The organism is Kitasatospora sp. NPDC051984 (genome assembly GCF_044593455.1).
Lineage (GTDB): Bacteria > Actinomycetota > Actinomycetes > Streptomycetales > Streptomycetaceae > Kitasatospora.
In genome coordinates this window covers 461,348-484,578 of record NZ_JBIUCB010000001.1, presented here as the reverse complement: position 1 = coordinate 484,578, position 23,231 = coordinate 461,348, and the positions used below count along the sequence as shown (strand labels likewise).

Below are 23,231 nucleotides of genomic sequence, written 5' to 3'. Positions count from 1 at the left end.
CAGCGGCGGGCCGACCATGCCCCCTCCTGCGACTGTTCAGACGTCGGCGGGGCGGGCCAGCCGTGCGGCTGGGCGCGACGGCCGTTCAGGCGTCGGCAAGAGACGCGATGGCCACCTGGGCGCGGCGCTCCGGTGGGCGCCCAGGTCTGTGCCGACCCGGTCGGCGGCGGGATCGGCCGTGCGGCTGCCCCGACGGCCGTTCAGGCACCTGGCGCGCCGCTCCAAACCGCCCAGGTTTGTGCCGACCCGACCGGCGGCGGGATGGCCGTGCAACTGCCCCAACAGCCGTTCAGGCGTCGCCGAGAAGCGCGGCAGCTACCTGGGCGCGGTGCTCCGGGTGGCCGCTCAGCCAGGTGCCGAGCATGTGATCGGCGCCCGGCAGGACGAGGCGGGTGTACGCGGCACGGGTGCGCAGGGCGGCGTCCAGAGCGTTCGTTACCTCGGCCGGGATCACCTCGTCCATCTCGGGCAGTACCAGCACCGCCCGGCCGTCGAACGCCGCGAAGGTCTCGAACGCCGTGCTGCTGCGCCAACTGCCCGGGCTGCGCAAGGTGGCCGTGAACTCCGGTGCAGCGAACGGGAGTTCACGCACGTCGCGGGCGTACGCGGCCGGGGCCCCGAGGGCGATCGCCCGCACCCGGTCGCCGATGTCGGGCTCACCCAACAGGTCGGCGACGGTCTGGCCGCTCATCGAGAACCCGACCAGCAGCAGTGGCCCGTCCGGCGCGTGGCGCTCCAGCACCGCACGGGCCTGACGCGCGCGGCGGGCCAGCGAGAGCTGCCCGAGTTCGCCGGTGCTCTCGCCGTGCCCGGCGAAGTCGAACACCACCGAGCGGCAGCCCGCAGCCGCCAACTCCCGGGCCAGCGGCAGGCATCGATGCCTGCCGCTGTTCCCCGCGCCGTGCATCAGCAGCGCCGTACCGGGGCGGGCCGGGACGGCGGGTTCGACCACGGTGCAGGCCAGGCGTTCGCCGTCCGCCGCCAGCGTGGGTGTACCGGCCGTCGTCATTCGGGGATCGCCAGGCAGAACGGGCGCCCGTCCGGGTCGAGCAGCGTCACCCAGTGGTCGCCGCCCGCCTGGTGCTCCGGCTTCGTCGCGCCCGCCGCCAGCAGTTCGGCCACCGCCGGCGCCAACTCGGGCACGGTGAAGTCGAGATGGGCACGGGCCCCGTCGGACGGCCAGGCAGGCGGCCGGAACCCACCGACCCGCTGGAACCCGATCCGCACCGGCCCGTCCCCGATGAACACGTACGCCTCGCTGCGGTACGTCACCTCCCAGCCCGTCAACAGCTGGTAGAACGCCGCCAGCCGCTCCGGATCCGGGCAGTCCAACACCGTCGAACTCAGCGCCCCGACCGGCCGACGTCCTGTCATTCGCTCTTCCGTCACCGGCCCAGCGTGTCACGCGCCACCGACAGCCGTTCCTCGGCGCGACCCGTGTCGCCGGCAACCCCGCCGGACCGGCGCCTCCCCGGCCCGGCGGGTGCTGCGGGGGCAAGCAGGCCGGGACAGCAACGCCCGGCACAGCGGGCAGGGCCGAAGGTAGACCAACGGCAGCCGACACCGCCGCCGCCCCTTCCACCACCGCCCCGACCCGCCACCCGCCGGAACATCAACTCCCACCACGGCTAACGCGGCGCAGTCGGCAAGCCGCAGGGAGACCTGGGCGGCCGACACCGCCGAACCCGGCAACTGCCGCGCCGCCAACCGCACTCCCACCACCGCCCCGACACATCACCCGCCGGGACAACTACGCCCCGGCGCAGCGGGCAGGCCGCAAGGAAACCCTGGGCGGCCGACACCGCCGAACCCGACAACTGCCATGCCGCCAACCGCACTCCCACCACCGCCCCGACACGCCCCGGGGCAGCGCCTCCCCATCACCGCGAGCATTGCGCGGCAACCAGGCCGAAAGCAGCCGACCTCGGCGAACCCGACGACCTGACACCTGCTGCCTTGCCGCGAGCTCTCCCGCCGCGGACCGACGCATCACCCACTCCTGACAGCAACTCCCGTGCCCGGCCGGTGCCGTGCGGCAGGCAGCGTCGCGGCCGGGAGCAGTCCGACGGCGGCCAGCAGCGCCAGGGCCGGCAGGGCGCCGTGCGAGCCGGCGCCGGAGGCGGTGGCGATGCCCAGCGTGGGGCCGATGTTCATCGCGGTCTGCTTCAGCCCGCCGACCGCGCCCGCGTACCCCGGCGGGGCATCGCCGACGACACTGCCGGTAGCCGTCACCATCACCACGGCGAACCCCGCTCCCAGCAGCGCCGAGGCCACCGCCGTCGCGACGGGCGCCGCCCCGCCGCCGCCCGGGCCGGCGAGTGCGGCAATTCCCGTCACCAGCAGCAGCGTTCCGCCGAACGCGGTGCGGCGCGGACCGTACCGGCGCAGCGCCCGCGCGGCGACCGGGGCGCCCAGCACCATCAGCGCGGTCAGTGGCAGCATGCGCAGCGCGGTGTCCAGCGGGCCGAGGCGCAGCGCGTCCTGGAGCCGGAACGTGGTGCTGAACAGGGTGCCGAACAGCCCGGCGGAGGACGTCAGGAGCAACGCCAGCGAGCCGATCACCGGACGCGACCGGGCCACCGGACGCGGCACCACCGGCTCGGCGGTACGCCGCTCGTGACCGACCAGCGCCACCAACAGACCTGCGGCAACGGCCAGTTCGACGACGATGCCGGCGTCGCGCCAACCCCGGTCGGGAATCCCGGCGAGGGCATGCACAAGGACGGCAAGCGCGGCGGCGAGCAGCGCAGCGCCCGCCAGGTCGAGCCGCTGGCGGCCCCGTTCGACCTCGGGCGGTCGCAGCGCGAGCGTCATGGCCGCGATCAGAACGGCGACCGGCACGTTGATCCAGAACACCGCCCGCCAGCCGAACTGCGCCACCAGCGCACCGCCGAGCAGCGGGCCCGCGCCGGCGGCGACCGCGATCGCGCCCGTCCGCACCGCGATCGCCCGGCCGAGCCGCTCCGGCGGGCAGCACAGCCGCAGCAGCGCGAGCGTTCCCGGCTGCAGCAGCGCCCCGAACGCGCCCTGGGCGACCCGTAACCCGATCACCCAGCCGACGTCGGGGGCGACCGCGATCCCGGCCGAGGCCGCGCCGAACCCCAGCACCCCCGCCAGCAGCGTCCCCCGGTGCCCGTACCGGTCGCCGAGCCGGCCGGCCACCACCAGCAGGGCGGCGACCGCGACCAGGTAGCCGGTGCTGGTCCACTGCAACGCGGCCGCACCCGCCCCGAGTTCGCGTCGCATGCTCGGCTGGGCGATCAGCAGCACGGTGCCGTCCAGGGCCACCAGCATCGCGGCCGCGACGCTCACCGGCAGCGCGAACCGGCTCACCGCGCGCCCAGGTGCGCCACCAGGACCGCCTCCAGCAGCGCGTCCTCCCGCCCCGCCCCCAGCATCAACTCGACGCTCCCCCACCCCTGCAACTGCGCCAGCCCGTGCAGGTTCGCCCACAACGCCGCCGCCACCACCGGCGCCCGCTCCCCGTCTCCCGTGCACTCCGCCACCAGCCCGACCATCCCCCCGAACAGCGGCCCCGTCGACTCCCGCAGCCTCGGCCCCTCCGGCTCCCGCCCGTCACTGCTCAGCAGGTCATGACGGAACATCAGCTCGAACATCCCGCGCCGCTCCGCCGCGAACGCCAAGTACTCCCGAGCCACCCCCTCCAACCGCCCCCGCGCCCCCTCCGCCCGCACCCCCGCGAACCGCCGCCCCAACTCCTCGAACCCCCGCCGCGCCACCGCCGACAACAACTCCCGATGCGTAGCGAAATACCGCCGCGGCGCCCCGTGCGACACCCCCGCCCGCCGCGCAATCTCCCGCAACCCCACCGCCCCCGACCCCTCCGCCAGCATCAACTCCACCCCGGCATCCACCAGGCGCTCACGCAGGGACGTCTGCTCCTCATCCATAGACACTGTCTACCAGCGGAGCGCAGACAGTGTCTACCCACTACCCTGAGGAGCATGACCTCACTGCCCGACTGGATGCGCCCGCCGCGCGCGGAGGGCTGGTTCGCGGAGGATCTCGACCGCCTCCCCGAGGCGCCTCGACACACCGAACTCATCGACGGAGCACTCGTCTTCATGATGTCGCCGCAGCGGTGGTGGCACGGCCACCTCGTCACTATGCTCACCGTCGCGCTCATGGGCCAGTGCCCGCAGGGATTCAAAGTGGGCAGGGAAATGACCATCAGGCTCGACTCCCGCAACCGACCCGAACCGGATCTGCTGGTGACCGACGCCCCGGTCGACCGCGACCGCACGTGGCTCGCCCCGGAAGAGGTCGCGCTGGCCGTCGAAGTCGTCTCCCCCGAATCCGCCCACCGCGACCGCACCGTCAAGCTCCGCAAGTACGCGGAAGCCGGGATCCCGCACTACTGGCGCATCGAAGACGAGGACGGCCATCCCGCCGTCCACGTCTACGAACTCGACGACGCCACCCGGATTTACGCCCCGGCCGGCATCTTCCGGGGCGCACTCCAACGTCCGGTCCCGTTCAAGATCGACCTCGACCTCGACCAACTCGTCGCCGATCTCTGACCGAACGCACCGAAGGGGCCGGCCCTGGCGGGCCGACCCCTTCATGGTGCTGGGAACGTCAACCAGCGGGAGCATGCACCCAACCGGCAATCAGTAGTGGTAGCGGGCCGCCAGAATGACGATTTCCCGGTCCGTGACGAGGTAGACGAGACGGTGCTCGTCATCGATCCGTCGCGACCAGGCCCCGGGCAGGTGGTACTTCAGCGGCTCGGGCTTGCCGATCCCCGTGAACGGGTCGCGCACGGCATCTTCAATGAGCTTGTTGATCCGGGCGAGCATCTTGCGGTCGTTCTTGAGCCAGGACGTGTAGTCCTCCCAGCCGCCCTCTTCGAAGACGAGCCTCACGCGGCGCCCTTCTCGGCATCCGCCTCATCAGGGTCGATGAGCTCCCGCTCGGAGAGTCCTGCGCCGCCAAGGGCGTTCTCGTACGCCTTGAGCAGGCGGCGGGCGTTCACCGGCGAGCGCAGCAGGTAGGAACCCTCGCGGAGGGCGGCGTAGTCCTCGGCCGACACGAGTACGGCGTTGCCGTGCTTGGAGACAATTTCAATGGCCTCGTGGTCGTCGTTGACCTTCTTGATCAACGGGAAGAGAGCCTTGCGCGCCTCGCTGGCAGTGATCGACATCGACTGAACTCCCTCCAAGACTGGTACCACATAACGTACCACTCAGGCGGTTCAGCGGGCTGAAAAGTCAGCACCAGGTCAGCACGGAAAAGCGGACGGGGCCCGCCTCAAGAGAGACGAACCCCGTCCGACCTGCGCAGATAACGCCCGAACTAGACGTTGAAGCGGAACTCCACCACGTCGCCGTCCTGCATGACGTAGTCCTTGCCTTCGATGCGGGCCTTGCCCTTGGCGCGGGCTTCGGCGATGGAGCCGGTGGCGACGAGGTCTTCGAAGGAGGTGACCTCGGCCTTGATGAAGCCCTTTTGGAAGTCGGTGTGGATGACGCCGGCGGCCTCGGGGGCGGTGGCGCCCTGCTTGATGGTCCAGGCGCGGGCTTCCTTGGGGCCTGCCGTGAGGTAGGTCTGGAGGCCGAGGGTGGCGAAGCCGACGCGGGCGAGGGTGGCGAGGCCGGGCTCGTCCTGGCCCATGGACTGGAGGAGTTCGAGGGCCTCGTCGTCCTCGAGTTCGATGAGCTCGGACTCGATCTTGGCGTTGAGGAAGATGGCCTCGGCGGGGGCGACCAGGGCGCGCTGGGTGTTCTTGAAGTCCTCGTCGGAGAGGGCGTCCTCGTCGACGTTGAAGACGTAGAGGAACGGCTTCGCGGTCATCAGGTGGAGGTCGCGGACGAGGGTGGTGTCGAAGCCGGCCTCGAAGAGGGTCTTGCCGGTTTCCAGGACGGCCTGGGCGGCCTCGGCGGCGGCGAGGACGGGGGCGGTGTCCTTCTTGAGCCGGGCTTCCTTCTGGAGCCGGGGCAGCGCCTTCTCGATGGTCTGCAGGTCGGCGAGGATCAGCTCGGTGTGGATGGTGTCGATGTCGTCCTTGGGGGACACCTTGCCGTCGACGTGGACCACGTCGGGGTCGGTGAAGGCACGGACGACCTGGCAGATCGCGTTGGCCTCGCGGATGTTGGCGAGGAACTTGTTGCCCAGGCCCTCGCCCTCGCTGGCGCCGCGGACGATGCCGGCGATGTCCACGAAGTCGACGGTGGCGGGCAGGATGCGCTGCGAGCCGAAGATCTCGGCGAGCTTGTCCAGCCGCGGGTCCGGGACGCCGACGACGCCCACGTTGGGCTCGATGGTGGCGAACGGGTAGTTGGCCGCCAGCACGTCGTTCTTGGTCAGGGCGTTGAACAGGGTCGACTTGCCGACGTTCGGCAGGCCGACGATTCCGATCGTGAGCGACATGGAGAGTGGTGTCCCGTGGCTTGGAGGGCGTCGAGGTGGCCCGTGCGGGCCGATCCCCCAGTCTACGGGGCGTGCGCGGGCCCGAAGCAGCGTGGTGGGGCGTGCACCGGCCGGACACGGACCAATTGCCGGGAAGCCATTACACAGGGTGTCGATGATCGGACCGTACGTTGGTCGGGTGGAGCAGAGCATCCGTACCCAGCCGCCAGGGCCGAGAAGACGAGCGCCGGGGCGCGGCGCCGACGAGGCCGCCGTTCCGGGGCAGAGCCGGCCCCCAGAGTCCCGGTTGCGGACGGCCGCCGGCGGCCGGACCGGGCCGCCCGCCGTGCAGTGGCTGCAGCGGCTGCCGCACCGGCTGCTGACTGCCCGCCGGAGGCGGGCCGGCGGGCGGCCCGCCCGGCTGACGGCGGTGGGCACCGGGGTGGTCGCGGCGGCCGGGACGCTGGTGGCCGCGGGGGTGGACCGGCTGGTGTTCGGGGGGCTCGGGGTGCTGTTCGGGCTCGGCTATCTGGTGGTGTGCTTCCAGCTGGCCGTGCGGGTGCGGTACCCGGACCTCCCGGCGGCCCCGATCTGCGGGCCGATCGCGTTCGCGGCGGCGCTGGTGCTGCTGCAGCCGGGTGCCACCAACGGCGTCACCGGGCAGGTGGTGGCGCTGGCCGGCGGACTGGCACTGCGTGCGGGCTGGCTGTTCACCGGCACCGGCCTGGCCGCCGCGATCGTCACCGCGCGTTACATCGCCCAGCGCCGCCGCCACCGGGCCCGGTAGGCCGGCGGCGGCCGGTCAGCGCCCGGCGGTCAGCGGCTGCCGGTCAGCGCCCGGCGGTCAGCGGCTGCCGGCCGGCGGCCATCGCCGCGCCGACGATGCCCGCGTCGTTGCGGAGCTCGGCGGGGACGATCTCGGCGCGGCGGTCCTTGAGCAGGGGCAGGAACTTCTCGTGCTTGCGGCTGACGCCACCGCCGACGATCACCAGCTGCGGGGAGAAGAGCATCTCGACCAGGTCGAGGTACTCGTCGACCCGCCCGGCCCACTGGGGCCAGCTGAGGTCGTGGCGTTCCTTGGCGGCGGAGGAGGCGCGCCGTTCGGCGTCCTTGCCGCGCATTTCGAGGTGGCCGAGTTCGGTGTTGGGGACGAGCACGCCGTCGGAGAACAGCGCGCTGCCGATGCCGGTGCCGAAGGTGAGCAGCAGGACCACGCCTGAGCGGCCGCGGCCGGCGCCGTGGGTGACTTCGGCGAGGCCGGCCGCGTCGGCGTCGTTGACCACGGTGGCGGGCATGCCGAGCGCCTCGGTGAACCGGGTGGCGGCGTCCAGGCCGATCCAGCTCTTGTCGACGTTGGCGGCGGTGCGGGTCTGCCCGTCGACGACCACGCCGGGGAAGGTCAGGCCGACCGGCCCGTGGTGGCCGAAGTGCCGGACGACCTCGCAGACCGCGTCGATCACCGCGTCCGGGCCGGACGGGTGCGGGGTGAGCACCTTGAGCCGCTCCTGCGCGAGCACGCCCTTGTCCAGGTCGACCGGTGCGCCCTTGATGCCCGAGCCGCCGATGTCCACGCCGAAGACCGTCGTCACTGCCGTCGCCTTCCGTACCGCCGGGGGCCTCCGCTGCCCGCCTGCTCTCGCACCAACGTACGGGGGCGCGGGGGCGGGCGCAGCCGTTCCCGGACGGTCGGCGCCCGCACGAGCGACGCCCGGCCCCCGCAGGTGAGGGAACCGGGCGCCGGACGGGGCTGACGGGGGCTCAGAGCTTGTCGGCGGCCTCGGCGCGCAGGTCGCGGCGGAGCTCCTTGGGGAGCGAGAAGATCAGGTGCTCCTCCGCGGTCTTGACGATCTGCACGTCCTCGAAGCCGTGGGCGGCGAGCAGCTGCAGCACGCCGTCGACCAGGATCTCCGGCACGGACGCGCCACTGGTCAGGCCGACCGTCTGCACGCCCTCCAGCCAGGCGAGGTCGATCTCGTCGGCGAAGTCGACCAGGTGGGCGGCCTTGGCGCCGTACTCCAGGCCGACCTCGACCAGGCGGACCGAGTTGGAGGAGTTCTTCGAGCCGACCACGATCAGCAGGTCCGCCTCGGGGGCGAGCTGCTTGACGGCGACCTGGCGGTTCTGGGTGGCGTAGCAGATGTCGTCGCTGGGCGGCGAGACCAGCAGCGGGAAGCGCTCCTTGAGGGCGCCGACGGTCTCCATGGTCTCGTCCACGGAGAGGGTGGTCTGGGAGAGCCAGACCAGCTTGGACTCGTCGCGGACCTTCACGTTGGCGACGTCCTCGGCACCGTCCACCAGGTGGATCCGGTCCGGGGCCTCGCCCATCGTGCCGACGACCTCCTCGTGGCCCTCGTGGCCGATCAGCAGGATGTCGTAGTCCTCGTCGGCGAACCGGCGGGCCTCCTTGTGCACCTTGGTGACCAGCGGGCAGGTCGCGTCGATGGTGGCGAGCTTGCCGGCCTCGGCCTCGTCGTGCACCGACGGGGCGACACCGTGCGCGGAGAACACCACGATCGCGCCCTCGGGCACCTCCTCCGTCTCGTCGACGAAGATCGCGCCCTGCTTCTCCAGGGTCTGCACGACGTACTTGTTGTGGACGATCTGCTTACGGACGTAGATGGGCGCCCCGTACTGCTCCAGGGCCTTCTCCACGGCAATCACGGCGCGGTCGACACCCGCGCAGTAGCCACGGGGGGCGGCGAGCAGGACACGGCGCTGAGCACTGGCGGACATGGCTCCATCGTACGGGCGAGTCCCGCCCGCACGGACGCGAGTCGCCACTGTCGGGGCAGGTGCGGCCGGTGGAATGGCGAGGGTGAGCACACAGGCGGCTTCGACGGAACTGCGGCGCACTCTCGGGGTGCGCGATCTGATGGTGTACGGGCTGCTGTTCATCGCCCCGATGGCGCCGGTCGGCGTGTTCGGCGTGCTGGACGCCAAGAGCCACGGGGCGGTGGCCGCCGTCTACTTGGTGGCCACCGTGGCGATGGGGTTCACCGCCCTGTCCTACGCCGAGATGGTGCGGGCGGTGCCCCGGGCCGGGTCGGTGTTCGCGTACGCGCGGGCCGGACTGGGCGAGGGGCCGGGGTTCATCGCCGGGTGGATGGCGATGCTCGATTACTTGCTGATTCCCGCGGTCGCGTACCTGTTCTCCGGCATCGCGCTGAACTCGCTGGTGCCGGGCGTCTCCCGGTGGGTGTGGACCACGCTGGCGGTGCTGATCACCACCGCGCTCAACCTGATCGGGGTGCGGACGGCGGCCGTGGTCGGCTTCGCGGTGCTGGCCATGGAGATCGTGGTGCTGGCGGTGTTCGTGGTCGCGGCCTCGGTGGAACTCGCGCTGCACGGGGCGGCCCGGAGCTGGGGGTCCCCGTTCGGGGGAACCGGCGGGTTCTCGTTGACGGCGGTGCTGTCGGCGGTGTCCGTCGCCGTGCTCTCCTACCTCGGCTTCGACGCGATCGCCTCGTTCGTGGAAGAAGCGGTCGGCGCGTCGGCGGCGGTCGCCAGGGCCGTGCTGTGGTGCCTGGCGCTGGCCGGCCTGCTGTTCGTCGTCCAGACCTACCTGGCGGCGGTGCTGGAACCCATGACACCGAGCCAGCTGGCCGCCGACCCGGCCGCGCAGGGGTCGGCGTTCTACGACACCGTCGAAGCCGCCGTCGGGCACTGGCTGCACGTGCTGATCGCCGCGTCCAAGGCGATCGGCGCCGCGTTCGCCGCGCTGGCCGGGCAGGCCGCCGCCGGGCGGCTGGTGTTCGCGATGGGACGGGAGGGGCGGCTGCCCCGGCGGCTCGGCGTGGTCGAGGAACGCACGTCCACCCCGCGGCGGGCGCTGCTGACGGCCGCCGTCATCACGCTGGTGGCCGCCGTCTGGGCCGCCCGCCGCGACGACGGACTCGACCGGCTCACCTCGGTGGTCAACGTCGGCGCGCTCACCGCGTTCATCCTGCTGCACGCCTCGGTGGTGGGCTGGTACATGGTGCGTGGTCACTCCCGCGACTGGCTGCGCCACGCCGTCGTTCCGCTGCTGGGCATCGCGGTGATCGTCGCGGTGCTGGTGGAGGCTTCGCACACGGCGCTGATCGTGGGCGGGATCTGGCTGGCGGTGGGCTTGTTGGTATTGCTGGCGGGGATGCGAGGTCAGGGGAGGGGGGAACGGCGCGAATCGGGAGGCACCCGACCGCAGGATCACGACGCAGGACAATGACCTGCACGTGATCGCGATCTTGCGGACGTGCGCTCCTTGCCCGCGCCCTGTCGCCCTGTTCGCATAGCCTCTGGGAATGGCTAATGCGAGCAGTCCCGAAGCGCCCCTGCCCGTGGCTAAGGTCTCGGCGCTGATCGGCGGGTGGGTCGATCGGCTGGGCGAGGTGTGGGTGGAGGGGCAGATCGCGCAGCTCTCGCGGCGGCCGGGGGCGGGGATGGTGTTCCTGACGCTGCGCGACCCCGATCGGGACGTCTCGTTGACCGTGACGTGCTTCCGGTCGGTGTTCGAGCAGGTCGCGGATGCCGTGCAGGAGGGGTCGCGGGTGATCGTGCTGGCGAAGCCGGAGTGGTACGCGGCGCGCGGCACGCTGTCGTTGCGGGCGTCCGAGATCCGGCTCGTCGGGTTGGGTGAACTGCTGGCCCGGCTGGAGCAGTTGAAGCGCAAGCTGTTCGCCGAGGGGCTGTTCGAGGAGTCCCGGAAGAAGCCGTTGCCGTTCCTGCCGGGCTGTGTGGGCCTGGTGACCGGTCGGGGTTCGGCGGCCGAGCGGGACGTGCTGGAGAACGCCCGGCGGCGGTGGCCGGCGGTGCGGTTCGAGGTGCGGAACGTGCTGGTGCAGGGGCCGCAGGCGGTGTCACAGGTGAGTGCCGCGGTGCGCGAGCTGGACGCGCATCCGGACGTCGAGGTGATCGTGGTGGCGCGCGGCGGCGGCAGCGTGGAGGACCTGCTGCCGTTCTCCGACGAGGAGTTGGTGCGGACGGTGGCGGCGGCCCGGACGCCGGTGGTGAGCGCGATCGGGCACGAGCCGGACCAGCCGCTGCTGGACTTCGTCGCGGACCTGCGGGCGTCCACGCCGACCGACGCGGCGAAGCGGGTGGTGCCGGACGTGGGCGAGGAGCTGGCCCGGGTGCGGCAGTTGCGGGACCGGGCGCGGCGGTACGTGGTGCACCGGGTGGACCGGGAGGCGGCGGGCCTGGCGTCGGTGCGCAGCCGTCCGGCGCTGGCGGCACCGACCGAGGCGGTGGCGGCGCGCGGCGCGGAGGTGACGGCGCTGGTGGAGCGGGCCCGCCGGGTGCTGGGGCACCGGCTGGACCACGCGCAGACCGACCTGGGCCACGCGCTGGCCCGGGTGGTGGCGCTGTCGCCGCTGGCCACCCTGGAGCGCGGGTACGCGGTGCTGCAGCGCGAGGACGGCGCGGTGGTGACGGACCCGGCGCAGGTCGCCGGCGGCGAGGCGCTGCACGCCCGGGTGGCGGGCGGCGCGTTCGAGGTGCGGGTGCCCGAGCAGGGCTGACGGCTCAGTCGGGGAGGTCGGTGAGCAGCCGCTGGCGGGAGAGCGCGGTGGAGTGCTCGTGGAAGCCGAGGCTGCGGTAGAGCGCCTCGCCGCCCTCGCTGGCGTGCAGATCGATCCGGGTGGCGCGGCGTTCGTCGAACCAGGCGAGCAGCGCCTCGGTGCAGGCCCGGGCGTGGCCCCGGCCGCGGTGGTCGGGGTCGGTGCAGATGTTGAAGACGAAGCCGAACAGGCCGTCGGGGTGGCCGGGGGCGGGCAGTCGCTGTTCCAGGGTGCCGACGGCGCAGCTGGCGAGCCGGCCGGGGTTGTCCGGGTCGTCGATCACGTACGCCTGCAGGCGCCGGTCGGGCTCGGCGAGCCGGCGGGCCACCAGGTCCTGGGCGGTGTGCTGCCAGTGGCCGGGGCGCGATTCGCCCTGCATGGACTCGAACATCAGCGTGCGCAGGCGGACGAGTTCGGCGGCGTCCTCGGGGCGGGCCGGGCGTGGGGTGCTCATGTCGGGCAGCGTAGGCGGGGGCGCAAGTGCTTTGTCCGGGCGAGCCCCTAGGGTGGGCGGCATGGCTGATCAGCAGGGTGCGGATGTCGAGCAGGTGCTCGGGTACGAGCAGGCGCGGGACGAGCTGCTGGAGGTGGTCCGGCGGCTGGAGACCGGGGGGACGACGCTCGAGGAGTCGCTGGCGCTGTGGGAGCGCGGCGAGCAGCTGGCGAAGGTGTGCCAGCGCTGGCTGGACGGTGCCCGGGCCCGGTTGGACGCGGCGCTGGCGGCCGAGGAGTCCGCCGGCGAGTAGCCGCAGCGAGGTGTGGCGCGCATCACAGTGGATCTTGGGAATGGTTTAACTTTCACCGAAGTTGAATCGGTCTGTACGGCACCGGCCGTGCCCCGAACCGCCCCACAGCTTTGAGGTAGGACAACGCCATGACCCTGGCCCTCGACGCCGCCGCCCAGGACCTGCTGTTCCGCGAGGCCCGCACCGCCAACACCTTCTCGGACGAGCCCGTCAGCGACGAGCAGATCCAGGCGATCTACGAGCTGGTGAAGTTCGGCCCGACCGCGTTCAACCAGCAGCCGCTGCGCATCGTCCTGGTCCGCTCCGAGGAGGGCCGCGCCCGCCTGGTGCAGCACATGGCCGAGGGCAACCAGGCCAAGACCGCCGGCGCGCCGCTGGTCGCCATCCTGGCCGCCGACAACGAGTTCCACGAGGAGCTCCCCTCGCAGCTGCCGCACTTCCCGCAGGCCAAGGACATGTTCTTCAGCGAGCGCCCGGTCCGCGAGTCCTCCGCCGCGCTGAACGGCGCCCTGCAGGCCGCCTACTTCATCATCGGCGTGCGCGCCGCCGGCCTGGCCGCCGGCCCGATGACCGGCTACAACGCCGAGGGCATCAACAAGGAGTTCTTCGGCGACGGCGACCACTCGGTGCTGGCCGTCGTCAACATCGGCAAGCCGGGCGAGGACGCCTGGTTCCCGCGCAGCCCGCGCCTGGCCTACGACGAGGTCGTCACCACCGTCTGAGTCCGCTCGGCACCGTGACAGCGAAGGCCCCCGCCGTTCCCCGGCGGGGGCCTTCCGCGTGCTCGCGTGACTACTTCAGCGTCTCGGCGAGCTGCGCGAGTTCCTCGTACGAGGCGGTGCCGGTGAGCACCGTGGTGCCCTTGTCGCCGGCCGGGCGGGTCAGCGCCCGGTAGCGGTCGCCCTGCACCCGCTGCCACTCCTGGCCGGCCACCGTGGAGGTGCCGTCCGGCTTGCCGCCGGGCACGTTCTTGGCGACCACGTCGTCGGGCTTGCCGTCGCTCTGCTCGACCGCCGCGTACTGGCCGGAGGCGGTGCTGAGGCCCAGGTGCCAGACGGCGTGGCCCTTGTCACTCGGGCTGTAGCTCACCGAGGTGGCCTGCCAGCCCTCCGGCAGGGGCTGCGGGCCGAGCAGCGGGTACGGCGCGGCGCGCTTCGCCGAGGACAGTTCCGCCTGGAACGGCACCCGGTGCACGCCGCCCTTGCCGTCCGCGCTGGGGATGCTGAAGTACGCGACCGCCACCACGATGCCGACCGCCGCCATCGACAGGACCATGTCCCGTACCGACTGACGGCCCTTCTTGCTGCTGTTGCCTGCCACCCGCCCATGGTAGGCGGCGCTTACGGAAGACCGGCGCTCGGGCCGCCCCGTCACGGTGCGCGCGGAGTGCGCCGCAGACTCCCGTTCCACCTGCCGATACGATCGCAGCAACCCTCGCAGCAGCGCCGGTGACCCTCCGTGACCCGATGCTGACTTGTCGTCGCGTACAGAGAGGTAACGACGATGACCACGCAGTACCCGCACCACCTTCCCAGCGCCCTGGAGGTCGCGCCGGAAGCCCCCGACCGCAACCTGGCCCTCGAACTGGTCCGGGTCACCGAGGCCGCCGCGATGGCCGCCGGCCGCTGGGTCGGCCGGGGCGACAAGAACGGCGCCGACGGCGCGGCCGTGAAGGCGATGCGCACCCTGGTGTCCACCGTCTCGATGAACGGTGTCGTCGTCATCGGCGAGGGCGAGAAGGACGAAGCCCCGATGCTGTACAACGGCGAGCGGGTCGGCGACGGCACCGGCGCCGAATGCGACGTGGCGGTCGACCCGGTGGACGGCACCACGCTGACCGCCAAGGGCATGAACAACGCCGTCGCGGTCCTCGCGGTCGCCGACCGCGGCACCATGTTCGACCCCAGCGCGGTCTTCTACATGGACAAGCTGGTCTGCGGCCCCGAGGCCGCCGACTTCGTGGACATCACCGCCCCCGCGGCCGTCAACATCCGCCGGGTCGCCAAGGCCAAGGGCTCCGCCGTCGAGGACGTCACCGTCGTCGTCCTCGACCGGCCCCGCCACGACGGCCTGGTCAGGGAGATCCGCGAGGCCGGCGCCCGGATCAAGTTCATCTCCGACGGCGACGTGGCCGGCGCGATCATGGCGGCCCGCGAGGGCACCGGCGTCGACCTGCTGATGGGCATCGGCGGCACCCCCGAGGGCATCATCGCGGCCTGCGCGATGAAGTGCATGGGCGGCACCATCCAGGGCCGGCTGTGGCCCAAGGACGAGGCCGAGAAGCGCAAGGCGCTGGACGCCGGCCACGACCTGGACCGGGTGCTGCACACCGACGACCTGGTCAGCGGCGAGAACGTGTTCTTCGTCGCCACCGGCATCACCGACGGCGAGCTGCTGCGCGGCGTCCACTACCGCTCGGAGACCGCCACCACCTCGTCGCTGGTGATGCGCTCCAAGAGCGGAACGATCCGGCAGATCGACTCCACCCACAAGCTGTCGAAGCTGCGGGCCTACAGCGCGATCGACTTCGGCCGGGCCAACTGAGGCCGGACCGGCGCGTACGCGAACGAGACGCCCGCGAACGGGCGTTGACCGGTCGCCGTTGACGGATCGCCGTTGACGGATCGGCGTTGACGGATCGGCGTGGACCGGTCGGCGATGACGAGCAGGCGTTCAGGGGCCGCCGGGGAGAACCTCCCCGGCCGGCCCCGCGTCCGTTCTCAGCCGGCTATCCGGCCCGTCAGGCGCCTGGCGTCCAGCAGTTCGGCCTCCCGGCGGCGCCGGCGGGCGAGCACCACGCGGCGCTCGGCGGCCGTCAGCCCGCCCCAGACGCCGTACGGCTCGGGCTGGGCCAGCGCGTGCTCGCGGCATTCGAGCAGCACCGGGCAGCGCGCACAGACCCGCTTGGCCTGCTCCTCGCGGGAGAGCCGGGTGGCCGTCGGCTCCTTGGAGGGAGCGAAGAACAACCCGGCCTCGTCGCTGCGGCAGGCGGCCGAAGTGTGCCAGGGGCTGTCGTCCTGATCCGGCGGGGCCGCGGGGCGGCGGGCGGCGGCGGTGGACTCGATCGGATGCAGCACGGTGACTCCTGACCAGGCTCAAGGCTCGGGGATCGGTCGCCTCCTGCCCGACTGCCCCGTGCTCCCTCGCCGTGGCACCGTCGCCGACCCGCGGGGTCACAGCCGTACAGGAACGATGTGCGATTGGAACTACCCCGCCGCCCCCGGATTCATGCACACCGCACGCAATCGACTACCCAGTGCACTCGGAACAACGACGAGTGCCGCCAGGTGAGTTGACGCCCCGTGAGGTTTCCGCAGGTCAGCCCTCCAGCTGCCGGCGCACCCACTCCTTGAGCTTCTTGCCGCGCTTCGGCCTGGCCTCGCAGCCACCGAACACCGCCGCGCCCTTGATCCGCACCACCGGCGCGTACGGGTCCGGCGAGGTCTGCTCGCGGACGTCGAAACCACCGAAGATGCCGGCGCCGCTGCCCTGCAGGGTGACGTTCTCCGGGACCCGGATCTCGACGCCGCCGAACACCGCGAACACCTCGATGACCACCTCGGGCGACTCGAACACCGCGTCGGTCAGGTCGATCTCGACGCCGCCGAACACGGCCACGGCCTTCAGGTGCGAGCTCACCCGCCAGCGGCCCTTGCGGGCGGCGCCGCCGAACACCGCGAGCATCGTGGGCGATTCGGCCCGGGCCGGCGGCAGCGGCTGCTGCTGCTGCGGGGCGGGGGCCGGGGCGTCCAGCGGCGGCTTGGTCAGGTTGTGCCGGATCGGCCCCGGGTGGCTGGGCAGATCGCGGGTGAGCGGTTCCAGTTCGCCGAAGGTGCGGGCGTTGTAGGCGGCCTCGATCCGTTCGGCGTGCTCGTCGACGGTGAGCCGGCCCTCCGCGTAGGCGTCCCGCAGCAGGTCGGCGACCCGCTCGCGGTCGGCGTCGGCGGCCCGGAGCTCGCCGGCCAGGTCGGTGCCGGGAGCCGGCGCGGGCTCGTTCTTCTTCATCGGGGCGGGCGGCTGGCCCTGCGGCTGCTGCTGCTCGGGAGAGTTGTCCACGTCACAAGCCTAGCGAGCCCACTCCCGGCCCGAACGCCGGTTCGACGCAATGCGCGTGGCACGGACCGGAAGCACGGCGGGCGCGTACGGATGGCGCGAGCGGGCGGCTCACTCACGGGCGCGCACGCGTGACCCGCGTCACGCAGGCCGACCTGAGCGCCGGGGCCGTGCTCCGTGCGCCTAACCTGGAGGGTGCCTCGTCGACGACGCCGAAAGAACTGAAGGATCTCCCCCATGGCTTCAGAGTTCGCCTACCGCGACCTGCTCCCGCTCGGTGCGGACACCACCCCGTACCGCAAGCTCACCTCCGAGGGCGTCTCCACCTTCGAGGCCGGCGGCCGCACCTTCCTGCAGGTCGAGCCGGAGGCCCTGCGGCTGCTCACCGCCGAGGCGATGCACGACATCTCGCACTACCTGCGCCCGGCCCACCTGGCCCAGCTGCGCCGCATCCTGGACGACCCGGACGCCAGCCCGAACGACCGCTTCGTCGCGCTGGACCTGCTGAAGAACGTCAACATCTCGGCCGGCGGCATCCTCCCGATGTGCCAGGACACCGGCACCGCGATCGTGATGGGCAAGCGCGGCCAGAACGTGCTGACCTCCGGTCAGGACGAGTCGGCGATCGCCCGCGGCGTGTACGACGCGTACACCAAGCTGAACCTGCGCTACTCCCAGATGGCCCCCGTGACCATGTGGGACGAGAAGAACACCGGCAACAACCTGCCGGCCCAGATCGAGCTGTACGCCACCGACGGGGACGCCTACAAGTTCCTGTTCATGGCCAAGGGCGGCGGCTCGGCGAACAAGTCGTACCTGTACCAGGAGACCAAGGCGATCCTCAACGAATCGTCGATGCTCAACTTCCTGGAGCAGAAGATCCGTTCGCTCGGCACCGCGGCCTGCCCGCCGTACCACCTGGCGATCGTGGTCGGCGGCACCAGCGCCGAATTCGCCCTGAAGACCGCGAAGTACGCCTCCGCGCACTACCTGGACAACCTGCCGACCGGCGGCGACGCCAAGACCGGCCACGGCTTCCGCGACCTGGAGCTGGAGCAGAAGGTCTTCGAACTCACCCAGAAGATCGGCATCGGCGCCCAGTTCGGCGGCAAGTACTTCTGCCACGACGTCCGCGTCATCCGCCTCCCCCGCCACGGTGCCTCGCTGCCCGTCGCGATGGCCGTCTCCTGCTCGGCCGACCGCCAGGCGCTCGGCAAGATCACCGCCGAGGGCGTGTTCCTGGAGCAGTTGGAGACCGAGCCGGCCAAGTACCTGCCGGAGACCACCGAGGCCCACCTGGACGGCGACGTGGTCCGGGTCGACCTCAACCAGCCGATGGCCGCGATCCGCGAGCAGCTCTCCAAGTACCCCGTGAAGACCCGGCTTTCGCTCTCCGGCACGCTGGTCGTCGCCCGCGACATCGCGCACGCCAAGATCAAGGAGCGCCTGGACGCCGGCGAGGGCATGCCGCAGTACATGAAGGACCACCCGGTCTACTACGCCGGCCCCGCCAAGACCCCCGAGGGCTACGCGTCCGGCTCCTTCGGCCCCACCACGGCCGGCCGGATGGACTCCTACGTCGACCAGTTCCAGGCCGCGGGCGGCTCGATGGTCATGCTCGCCAAGGGCAACCGCTCCAAGCAGGTCACCAAGGCCTGCAACGAGCACGGCGGCTTCTACCTCGGCTCGATCGGCGGCCCGGCGGCGCGACTCGCGCAGGACTGCATCAAGAAGGTCGAGGTCCTGGAGTACCCCGAGCTCGGCATGGAAGCCGTCTGGCGCATCGAGGTCGAGGACTTCCCGGCGTTCATCGTGGTGGACGACAAGGGCAACGACTTCTTCGCCGAGGTCACGGACGGCCCGCTGATCACCAACCTGCGGGTGCGCTCGGCGCAGTGACCCGCTGAAACGGGACGAGCCCCGGCCGGTGAGGGTCGGGGCTCGTTCTGGTGACGCGGGTACTGGTCACGGGCAGTTGATGATGGTGCCGAGGGGCTCGAAGGTCTCGTCGTCCTTCGGCGCGATCGGCTTCTCGATCTGCTTCTCGACCGGGGCCGCAGCCGGCTGCTCGGCCAGCACCTCGAGGGCCTTCTCGATCGAGTTCGGGTCGGCGGGGGCAGCGGTGTGCTCGGTCGCGGGCGCAGCCGTGATGGTCTCGTCGGCCATGGGGTGGGCCGCCTTTCAGCTAAAGGGTGATTGCCCGGACGACTCTCCCCGGGCTCGCGGCCAGTATCGTAGGGGGCGCTAAATGTCTCATAAACGTCGTACCCTGCATCCGCTTGGTGGACGTTTGCTCACACCCTCATAAGCTGACGCCCCCACACGACCGGTGTCAGCGTGGGGAACAGACGGTTCATCGGCCACAGGGGAGGACATGGAGCTTCAGGGCACGCGCTCCGCCGAGGCGTTGCGCTTCCAAGTGCTCGGCCCTGTCCAGGCATGGCGCGGTGATGCACCGCTCGCACTCGGATCGCCGCAACAGCAGGCGGTCCTGGTCGCCCTGCTGCTCGGCGAGGGCCGCCCGGTGACCACCGACGACCTGGTGGACGGCATCTGGGGTGATCGAACCCCGCCGCAGGCGGTCGCCGCACTGCGCACGTACATCTCCCGGCTGCGCTCGGTACTGGAACCGAACCGCGAAGTCCGCAAGCCCGCCGAGGTTCTGGTCTCGGTGAGCGACGGCTACGCACTGCGGATTCCGACGGAGTCCATGGACCTGGCGGTCTTCGAGCAGCGGGTCGCCGAGGCCACGAACGCGCGGGCGGAGGGTGCGTTCCGCTCCGCCCACGACGGGTTGGTGTCGGCGCTCGACCTGTGGAGCGGCCGCCCGCTTCCGGGAGTGCCTGGGCCCTACGCGGAGTCACAGCGCAGTCGGTTGACGGAACGTCGACTCGCAGTCGCCGAGGAGCGCTGCGCGATGGCGCTGGAGATCGGCCTGCACGCCGACGTGGTGGCCGAGCTCAACTCGCTTTCCGCCGCCCATCCGCTGCGCGAACGGCTGCGCGAGCTGCTGATGCTGGCGCTGTACCGCAGCGGCCGGCAGGCCGAGTCCCTGGGTGTGTACGCGGACACCCGGAAGCTGCTGATCGAGGAACTGGGCGTGGAGCCCGGCACCGCGCTGGCCGCTATGCACGCCCGCATCCTGGCTGGCGACCCGGAGTTGATGGCGGTCCTCGCCGCACCGTCCAAGGCCGCCGCGGAGGAGTCGACCCCGTTCGTCCCGCCTGCTCAACTCCCGGCCGACGTATCGGACTTCAGCGGTCGCAGCAAGATTGTGAACGAGCTCCGGGACGTGCTGAGGGCAGGTTCCGGCCAAGCCGTGGTCGTCACCTCGCTGGCCGGCATCGGCGGTGTCGGGAAGACCACCCTCGCGGTGCACGTGGCACACCTGCTGCGGCCGGAATTCCCGGACGGGCAGCTGTACGTGGACCTGCGCGGCGCGGGTGCGTCCCCGGCCGACCCGGCTGTCGTGCTCGGTGACTTCCTGCACGCGCTCGGCACGCCCGACGCCCCCGACTCGTTGGACCAGCGCTCCGCGATGTACCGCTCGCTGCTGGCCGACAAGCGGATGCTGATCCTGCTCGACAACGCCCGCGACGCCCAGCAGTTGCGGCCGCTGATCCCTGGTGTCTCCGGCAACGCGGTGATGGTGACCAGCCGTTCGCGGCTGGCGGACATCCCCGGCGCGCACCTGGTGGACATCGAGGAGCTGACCCCGGACGAGGCACTGGCGCTGTTCTCCGCGATCGTCGGTGTCGAGCGGGTGGCCGCCGAACCCGAGGCCGCGCTCCAGGTGGTGACCTCCTGCGGCTTCCTGCCGCTGGCGGTCCGCATCGCCGCCGCCCGGTTGGCCAGTCGGCCGCGTTGGAGCGTCTCGGACCTCGCGCGCCGGTTAGCGGACCAGCGCAACCGTCTCCAGGAGCTCCAACTCGGCAACCTCGCCGTGGAGACCACCCTGGGGCTCGGTTACGCCCAGCTCCAGCCCGAGGAGGCCCGGGCGTTCCGGCTGCTCGCGCTGGTGGACTCGCCGGACCTCCCGCTGGCGGCCGTCGCCGCGCTGCTCGGCGCTCCCGAGCAGGAAGCGGAGGACCTGGCGGAGGCGCTGGTCGAGGCCAACATGCTGGAGTGCTTCACGCCCGGCCGGTACCGCTACCACGACCTGCTGCGGCTCTACGCTCAGCGGCAGAATGCGAAGATCGCGGACATTGAGCTCCAGCAGGATGCGCTGCTGAGGCTGTTGGATCTGGTTCATGCCACCATGCGGAACGCCGAGCAGGTACTCGAACCTGACGACATTTCGGTAGAGCCACTGCACGTCGCGCAGTCGTCCGGGCTGACGTTCTCCGACACCGCAACGGCCCGCGAGTGGCTCCGCTCCGAGGTTGCGGTCCTGCTCGGCGCGGTGGAGGCGACGGCCAGTGCCCCGCTGGAGCTGCTGCAGCCAGCAGTGGACATCCTGCAGAGCATGACCAGCGTGGTCGAAGACCCATCGCTCGCCCCGCGCATCCGAAGTGTGCTGCACGGCGTCGCAGCGAATCCGGCAGCGCGGAGAGACGCGGCGACCCTGGCCCGGGTGCACTACGCGCTCGGTCACATGCATCAGGTGGCAGCCGAACTCGCCGAGGCAGAAGAGGCTTTGGCCGCCAGCCTGGCGCTTCTTTCGGATGATCGGGCCACCATGCTGCGGCTGGTCACGACCAATGCACTCGCGATCGTTCTGATCATGGCGGGTCGACCGGCGGAGGCGCTGCCGTTCTACGAGCAGGCCCGCCTGATCGTGTCCCGAATGGACGCGCCGATCAACGAGGCCCGGCTGCTCGCCAATATGGCTCGTGCCTACGCAGGCCTGGACCGGCACGAGGAGGCAGTGGAGGCCGCCCGCGCGGCAGTGACGGCTGCCCGGGCGTCCGGCAACGTGCCGTGTCTGGCGGACACCCTCTACCAGTTGGGCGTGGTGCTGCGGTCCACCGGCGAGCCGGGCGAGGCGGCCATACACCTGCGTGAAGCTCATCAGCTGTACCGCGCTCATCAACACCCGATCTGGGAGGGCTACTCCCTCGCCCGCCTCGCGGCCTGCCTGCTGGCCGACGGTCAGTTCGCGGCGGCGGCGGAGGCGGCGGAGGAGTCGTTGTCGATCGCGCAGGAGATCGAGGCGGCGTACTGCCAGGGCATGGCCAACGCCGCTCTCGGCGAGGCGCTGCTCGAACTCGGGCAGCCTTCGCGCGGTCTGGCGTGTCTTCAGGAGGCGTTGACGGTGTTCACGCGGCTCGGTGTGCCCGAGGCCCAGCCCGTGCAGGACCTCATCGACTCTCGGCACACCGAGCCTTCTCCTCCCCCCGCGCCGTAAGGCCTTCGCTCCCCCGTGGTACCCCCCTGGTCCCCCGGCGAAGGCCTGTCCCCCCGGGGCGTCAGCGTTCCCGCAGCCCCCCGGCTGCGGGAACGCTTTGACGCTTCCCCGGCGCTGAGGAAGACTCTGCCAGGCCGCGATTGACGTTCGATAAACGCCGGCGGCTGGGTGGTTGATGGGGTATTGGGACTGGTCAGGGGTGTGGTGCGGGCGTGGCGGGCGGCGTGCGGGGGGCTGGTGCGCTCCGTTGCGGGCGACGGTGTGCTTCGGTCGGCGGGCGATAATCGCCCAACGGCGAACGAGTTGGCCGGAAACGGACTCCACGGTGCGGTGATCGCGTTTATTCTCATAAACCAGGGTCGGGAGTGGTGTGCGGACCACGACGGGTGGGGCAGGACGCGCGCGGGAGAGGTGCCCAGATCACGTGACGGACGAACAGACTGAAGTCCCCGCCGACGCCGAGCGGGCGTCCGCGGGGGAGGGCCGCCGGGCCGAGCGGGCCGGCCAGGCCGCTGCCTTCGATGCGATGGGGGAGCGGTACCAGGAGGTGTTTCCGGCCAGGTCGGGCCAGTTGGCGTGTGCCGGGTGGCTGGTGGAGCAGCTTCCGGCCGGGGCGGTGGTGTTGGACGTGGGCTGTGGCGCGGGTGAACCGACCGCGCGTCAGCTGGCGGACGGTGGGCTGCGGGTGATCGGTGTGGATCTCTCGGCGGGCATGCTGGAGCAGGCCCGGAAGGCGGTGCCGGAGGCGGTGTTCCACCGCTTCGACGTCGTCGATCTGGCCACCGGGAACGCCGAAGAACTGTGGGGCGTGCCCGAGTTGGGGCCGGCCGGGGCGGGGACGCTGGACGGTGCGGCGGCGTTCTTCTCGTTGCTGATGCTGCCGCGGACGGAGATCGCCGAGGCGCTCGGCCGGATCCGTGAACTGCTGCGCCCGGGCGGCCTGTTGGCGCTGGGCATGGTGGAGGCGGACCTGGACGACGCGGCGCTGCCGTTCCTGGACCAGCGGATCCGGGTCAGCGGCTATCTGCGTGAGGACCTGGTCGGCCTGCTGGAGCGGTCCGGTTTCGCCGTGGAGGCGGTGGACAGCCAGTCCTACGCCCCGGCGGGGTCTGCGCAGCCGCCGGAGACCCAGCTGTACCTGCGCTGTCGGCGCACCGGCTGACCGGGAGTCAGCCGCCGCCT

The 23,231-nt window shown here is 71.7% G+C and carries 24 protein-coding genes; 10 read left to right on the top strand and 14 right to left on the bottom strand.

What is annotated here, in order from left to right; translation table 11 throughout:
• Positions 1-289 precede the first annotated feature (289 nt).
• From ACIHEI_RS02250 to ACIHEI_RS02235, 4 genes are all read right to left on the bottom strand, one after another.
• Positions 290-1,009: an alpha/beta hydrolase gene (locus tag ACIHEI_RS02250; RefSeq protein WP_396605318.1), complete on the bottom strand. Its 720-nt coding sequence runs from the start codon at positions 1,007-1,009 to the stop codon at positions 290-292.
• Positions 1,006-1,374: a VOC family protein gene (locus ACIHEI_RS02245; protein ID WP_396605317.1), complete on the bottom strand. Its 369-nt coding sequence runs from the start codon at positions 1,372-1,374 to the stop codon at positions 1,006-1,008. Before ACIHEI_RS02245 ends, ACIHEI_RS02250 begins: the two co-directional genes overlap by 4 nt.
• Positions 1,375-1,989: 615 nt before the next feature.
• Complete coding sequence (locus tag ACIHEI_RS02240) at positions 1,990-3,333, bottom strand: MFS transporter (RefSeq protein ID WP_396605316.1); 1,344 nt, start codon at positions 3,331-3,333, stop codon at positions 1,990-1,992.
• Positions 3,330-3,911 (bottom strand): TetR/AcrR family transcriptional regulator, encoded by a 582-nt coding sequence (locus ACIHEI_RS02235; protein ID WP_396605315.1) that lies wholly within the window; start codon positions 3,909-3,911, stop codon positions 3,330-3,332. The genes ACIHEI_RS02240 and ACIHEI_RS02235 overlap by 4 nt, the downstream gene beginning before the upstream one ends.
• A gap of 54 nt (positions 3,912-3,965) precedes the next feature.
• Here ACIHEI_RS02235 and ACIHEI_RS02230 point away from each other — a divergent pair, with 54 nt between their 5' ends.
• The gene (locus ACIHEI_RS02230; RefSeq protein WP_396605314.1) at positions 3,966-4,541 is read left to right on the top strand and encodes a Uma2 family endonuclease; all 576 of its coding nucleotides are present in this window, start codon (positions 3,966-3,968) and stop codon (positions 4,539-4,541) included.
• Between the two features lie 90 nt (positions 4,542-4,631).
• Here the strand turns inward: ACIHEI_RS02230 and ACIHEI_RS02225 are convergent, their stop codons facing one another.
• The 3 genes from ACIHEI_RS02225 to ychF all read right to left on the bottom strand — a co-directional run bounded on the left by ACIHEI_RS02225 (position 4,632) and on the right by ychF (position 6,390).
• Positions 4,632-4,886, bottom strand: a complete 255-nt coding sequence (locus ACIHEI_RS02225) for a Txe/YoeB family addiction module toxin (protein WP_396605313.1) — start codon at positions 4,884-4,886, stop codon at positions 4,632-4,634.
• Complete coding sequence (locus tag ACIHEI_RS02220; protein WP_387868271.1) at positions 4,883-5,164, bottom strand: type II toxin-antitoxin system Phd/YefM family antitoxin; 282 nt, start codon at positions 5,162-5,164, stop codon at positions 4,883-4,885. The genes ACIHEI_RS02225 and ACIHEI_RS02220 overlap by 4 nt, the downstream gene beginning before the upstream one ends.
• Positions 5,165-5,316: 152 nt before the next feature.
• On the bottom strand, positions 5,317-6,390 hold the full coding sequence (ychF, locus tag ACIHEI_RS02215; RefSeq protein ID WP_387637775.1) for a redox-regulated ATPase YchF: 1,074 nt from the start codon (positions 6,388-6,390) through the stop codon (positions 5,317-5,319).
• 178 nt (positions 6,391-6,568) lie between these two features.
• On the opposite strand from ychF, the gene ACIHEI_RS02210 reads away from it, so the two are divergent.
• Entirely contained in the window at positions 6,569-7,156 is a 588-nt protein-coding gene (locus tag ACIHEI_RS02210) for a DUF6542 domain-containing protein (RefSeq protein ID WP_392953816.1), read from the top strand.
• Positions 7,157-7,199: 43 nt separating this feature from the next.
• Here ACIHEI_RS02210 and ppgK read toward each other — a convergent pair whose 3' ends face one another.
• A complete protein-coding gene (gene ppgK, locus ACIHEI_RS02205; RefSeq protein WP_396605312.1) occupies positions 7,200-7,958 on the bottom strand; it encodes a polyphosphate--glucose phosphotransferase in 759 nt (252 codons plus the stop codon).
• A 169-nt stretch (positions 7,959-8,127) separates the two neighbouring features.
• Positions 8,128-9,102: a 4-hydroxy-3-methylbut-2-enyl diphosphate reductase gene (locus tag ACIHEI_RS02200; RefSeq protein ID WP_396605311.1), complete on the bottom strand. Its 975-nt coding sequence runs from the start codon at positions 9,100-9,102 to the stop codon at positions 8,128-8,130.
• A gap of 73 nt (positions 9,103-9,175) precedes the next feature.
• Here ACIHEI_RS02200 and ACIHEI_RS02195 point away from each other — a divergent pair, with 73 nt between their 5' ends.
• Positions 9,176-10,573 carry an APC family permease gene (locus ACIHEI_RS02195; RefSeq protein ID WP_396605310.1) on the top strand — a complete coding sequence of 466 codons (1,398 nt, stop codon included), beginning with the start codon at positions 9,176-9,178 and terminating at the stop codon, positions 10,571-10,573.
• 76 nt (positions 10,574-10,649) lie between these two features.
• Complete coding sequence (gene xseA, locus ACIHEI_RS02190) at positions 10,650-11,864, top strand: exodeoxyribonuclease VII large subunit (RefSeq protein ID WP_396605309.1); 1,215 nt, start codon at positions 10,650-10,652, stop codon at positions 11,862-11,864.
• Positions 11,865-11,868: 4 nt separating this feature from the next.
• Here the strand turns inward: xseA and ACIHEI_RS02185 are convergent, their stop codons facing one another.
• Positions 11,869-12,357, bottom strand: a complete 489-nt coding sequence (locus tag ACIHEI_RS02185; protein ID WP_392953806.1) for a GNAT family N-acetyltransferase — start codon at positions 12,355-12,357, stop codon at positions 11,869-11,871.
• Between the two features lie 61 nt (positions 12,358-12,418).
• On the opposite strand from ACIHEI_RS02185, the gene ACIHEI_RS02180 reads away from it, so the two are divergent.
• Positions 12,419-12,649, top strand: a complete 231-nt coding sequence (locus ACIHEI_RS02180) for an exodeoxyribonuclease VII small subunit (RefSeq protein WP_387637792.1) — start codon at positions 12,419-12,421, stop codon at positions 12,647-12,649.
• A 128-nt stretch (positions 12,650-12,777) separates the two neighbouring features.
• On the top strand, positions 12,778-13,371 hold the full coding sequence (locus ACIHEI_RS02175) for a malonic semialdehyde reductase (protein WP_396605308.1): 594 nt from the start codon (positions 12,778-12,780) through the stop codon (positions 13,369-13,371).
• Between the two features lie 70 nt (positions 13,372-13,441).
• Here the strand turns inward: ACIHEI_RS02175 and ACIHEI_RS02170 are convergent, their stop codons facing one another.
• The gene (locus ACIHEI_RS02170) at positions 13,442-13,969 is read right to left on the bottom strand and encodes a DUF4245 domain-containing protein (protein WP_396605307.1); all 528 of its coding nucleotides are present in this window, start codon (positions 13,967-13,969) and stop codon (positions 13,442-13,444) included.
• A gap of 183 nt (positions 13,970-14,152) precedes the next feature.
• Here ACIHEI_RS02170 and glpX point away from each other — a divergent pair, with 183 nt between their 5' ends.
• On the top strand, positions 14,153-15,193 hold the full coding sequence (glpX, locus tag ACIHEI_RS02165; RefSeq protein ID WP_387637798.1) for a class II fructose-bisphosphatase: 1,041 nt from the start codon (positions 14,153-14,155) through the stop codon (positions 15,191-15,193).
• Positions 15,194-15,369: 176 nt separating this feature from the next.
• Here glpX and ACIHEI_RS02160 read toward each other — a convergent pair whose 3' ends face one another.
• Both ACIHEI_RS02160 and ACIHEI_RS02155 read right to left on the bottom strand, forming a co-directional pair.
• Entirely contained in the window at positions 15,370-15,723 is a 354-nt protein-coding gene (locus ACIHEI_RS02160) for a WhiB family transcriptional regulator (protein WP_387638868.1), read from the bottom strand.
• Positions 15,724-15,967: 244 nt separating this feature from the next.
• Positions 15,968-16,705 (bottom strand): DUF1707 domain-containing protein, encoded by a 738-nt coding sequence (locus ACIHEI_RS02155; protein ID WP_396605306.1) that lies wholly within the window; start codon positions 16,703-16,705, stop codon positions 15,968-15,970.
• Positions 16,706-16,939: 234 nt separating this feature from the next.
• Between ACIHEI_RS02155 and ACIHEI_RS02150 the strand changes: the two genes are divergently transcribed.
• Positions 16,940-18,601 (top strand): fumarate hydratase, encoded by a 1,662-nt coding sequence (locus ACIHEI_RS02150; protein WP_387868259.1) that lies wholly within the window; start codon positions 16,940-16,942, stop codon positions 18,599-18,601.
• A gap of 66 nt (positions 18,602-18,667) precedes the next feature.
• Here the strand turns inward: ACIHEI_RS02150 and ACIHEI_RS02145 are convergent, their stop codons facing one another.
• Positions 18,668-18,868, bottom strand: coding sequence for a hypothetical protein (locus ACIHEI_RS02145; RefSeq protein ID WP_387637807.1), 201 nt, complete (start codon positions 18,866-18,868; stop codon positions 18,668-18,670).
• 208 nt (positions 18,869-19,076) lie between these two features.
• Between ACIHEI_RS02145 and ACIHEI_RS02140 the strand changes: the two genes are divergently transcribed.
• Together ACIHEI_RS02140 and ACIHEI_RS02135 are read left to right on the top strand one after the other, a co-directional pair.
• Positions 19,077-22,049 carry an AfsR/SARP family transcriptional regulator gene (locus tag ACIHEI_RS02140; protein ID WP_396605305.1) on the top strand — a complete coding sequence of 991 codons (2,973 nt, stop codon included), beginning with the start codon at positions 19,077-19,079 and terminating at the stop codon, positions 22,047-22,049.
• Positions 22,050-22,473: 424 nt separating this feature from the next.
• A complete protein-coding gene (locus tag ACIHEI_RS02135; RefSeq protein ID WP_396605304.1) occupies positions 22,474-23,211 on the top strand; it encodes a methyltransferase in 738 nt (245 codons plus the stop codon).
• Positions 23,212-23,231: the final 20 nt, after the last annotated feature.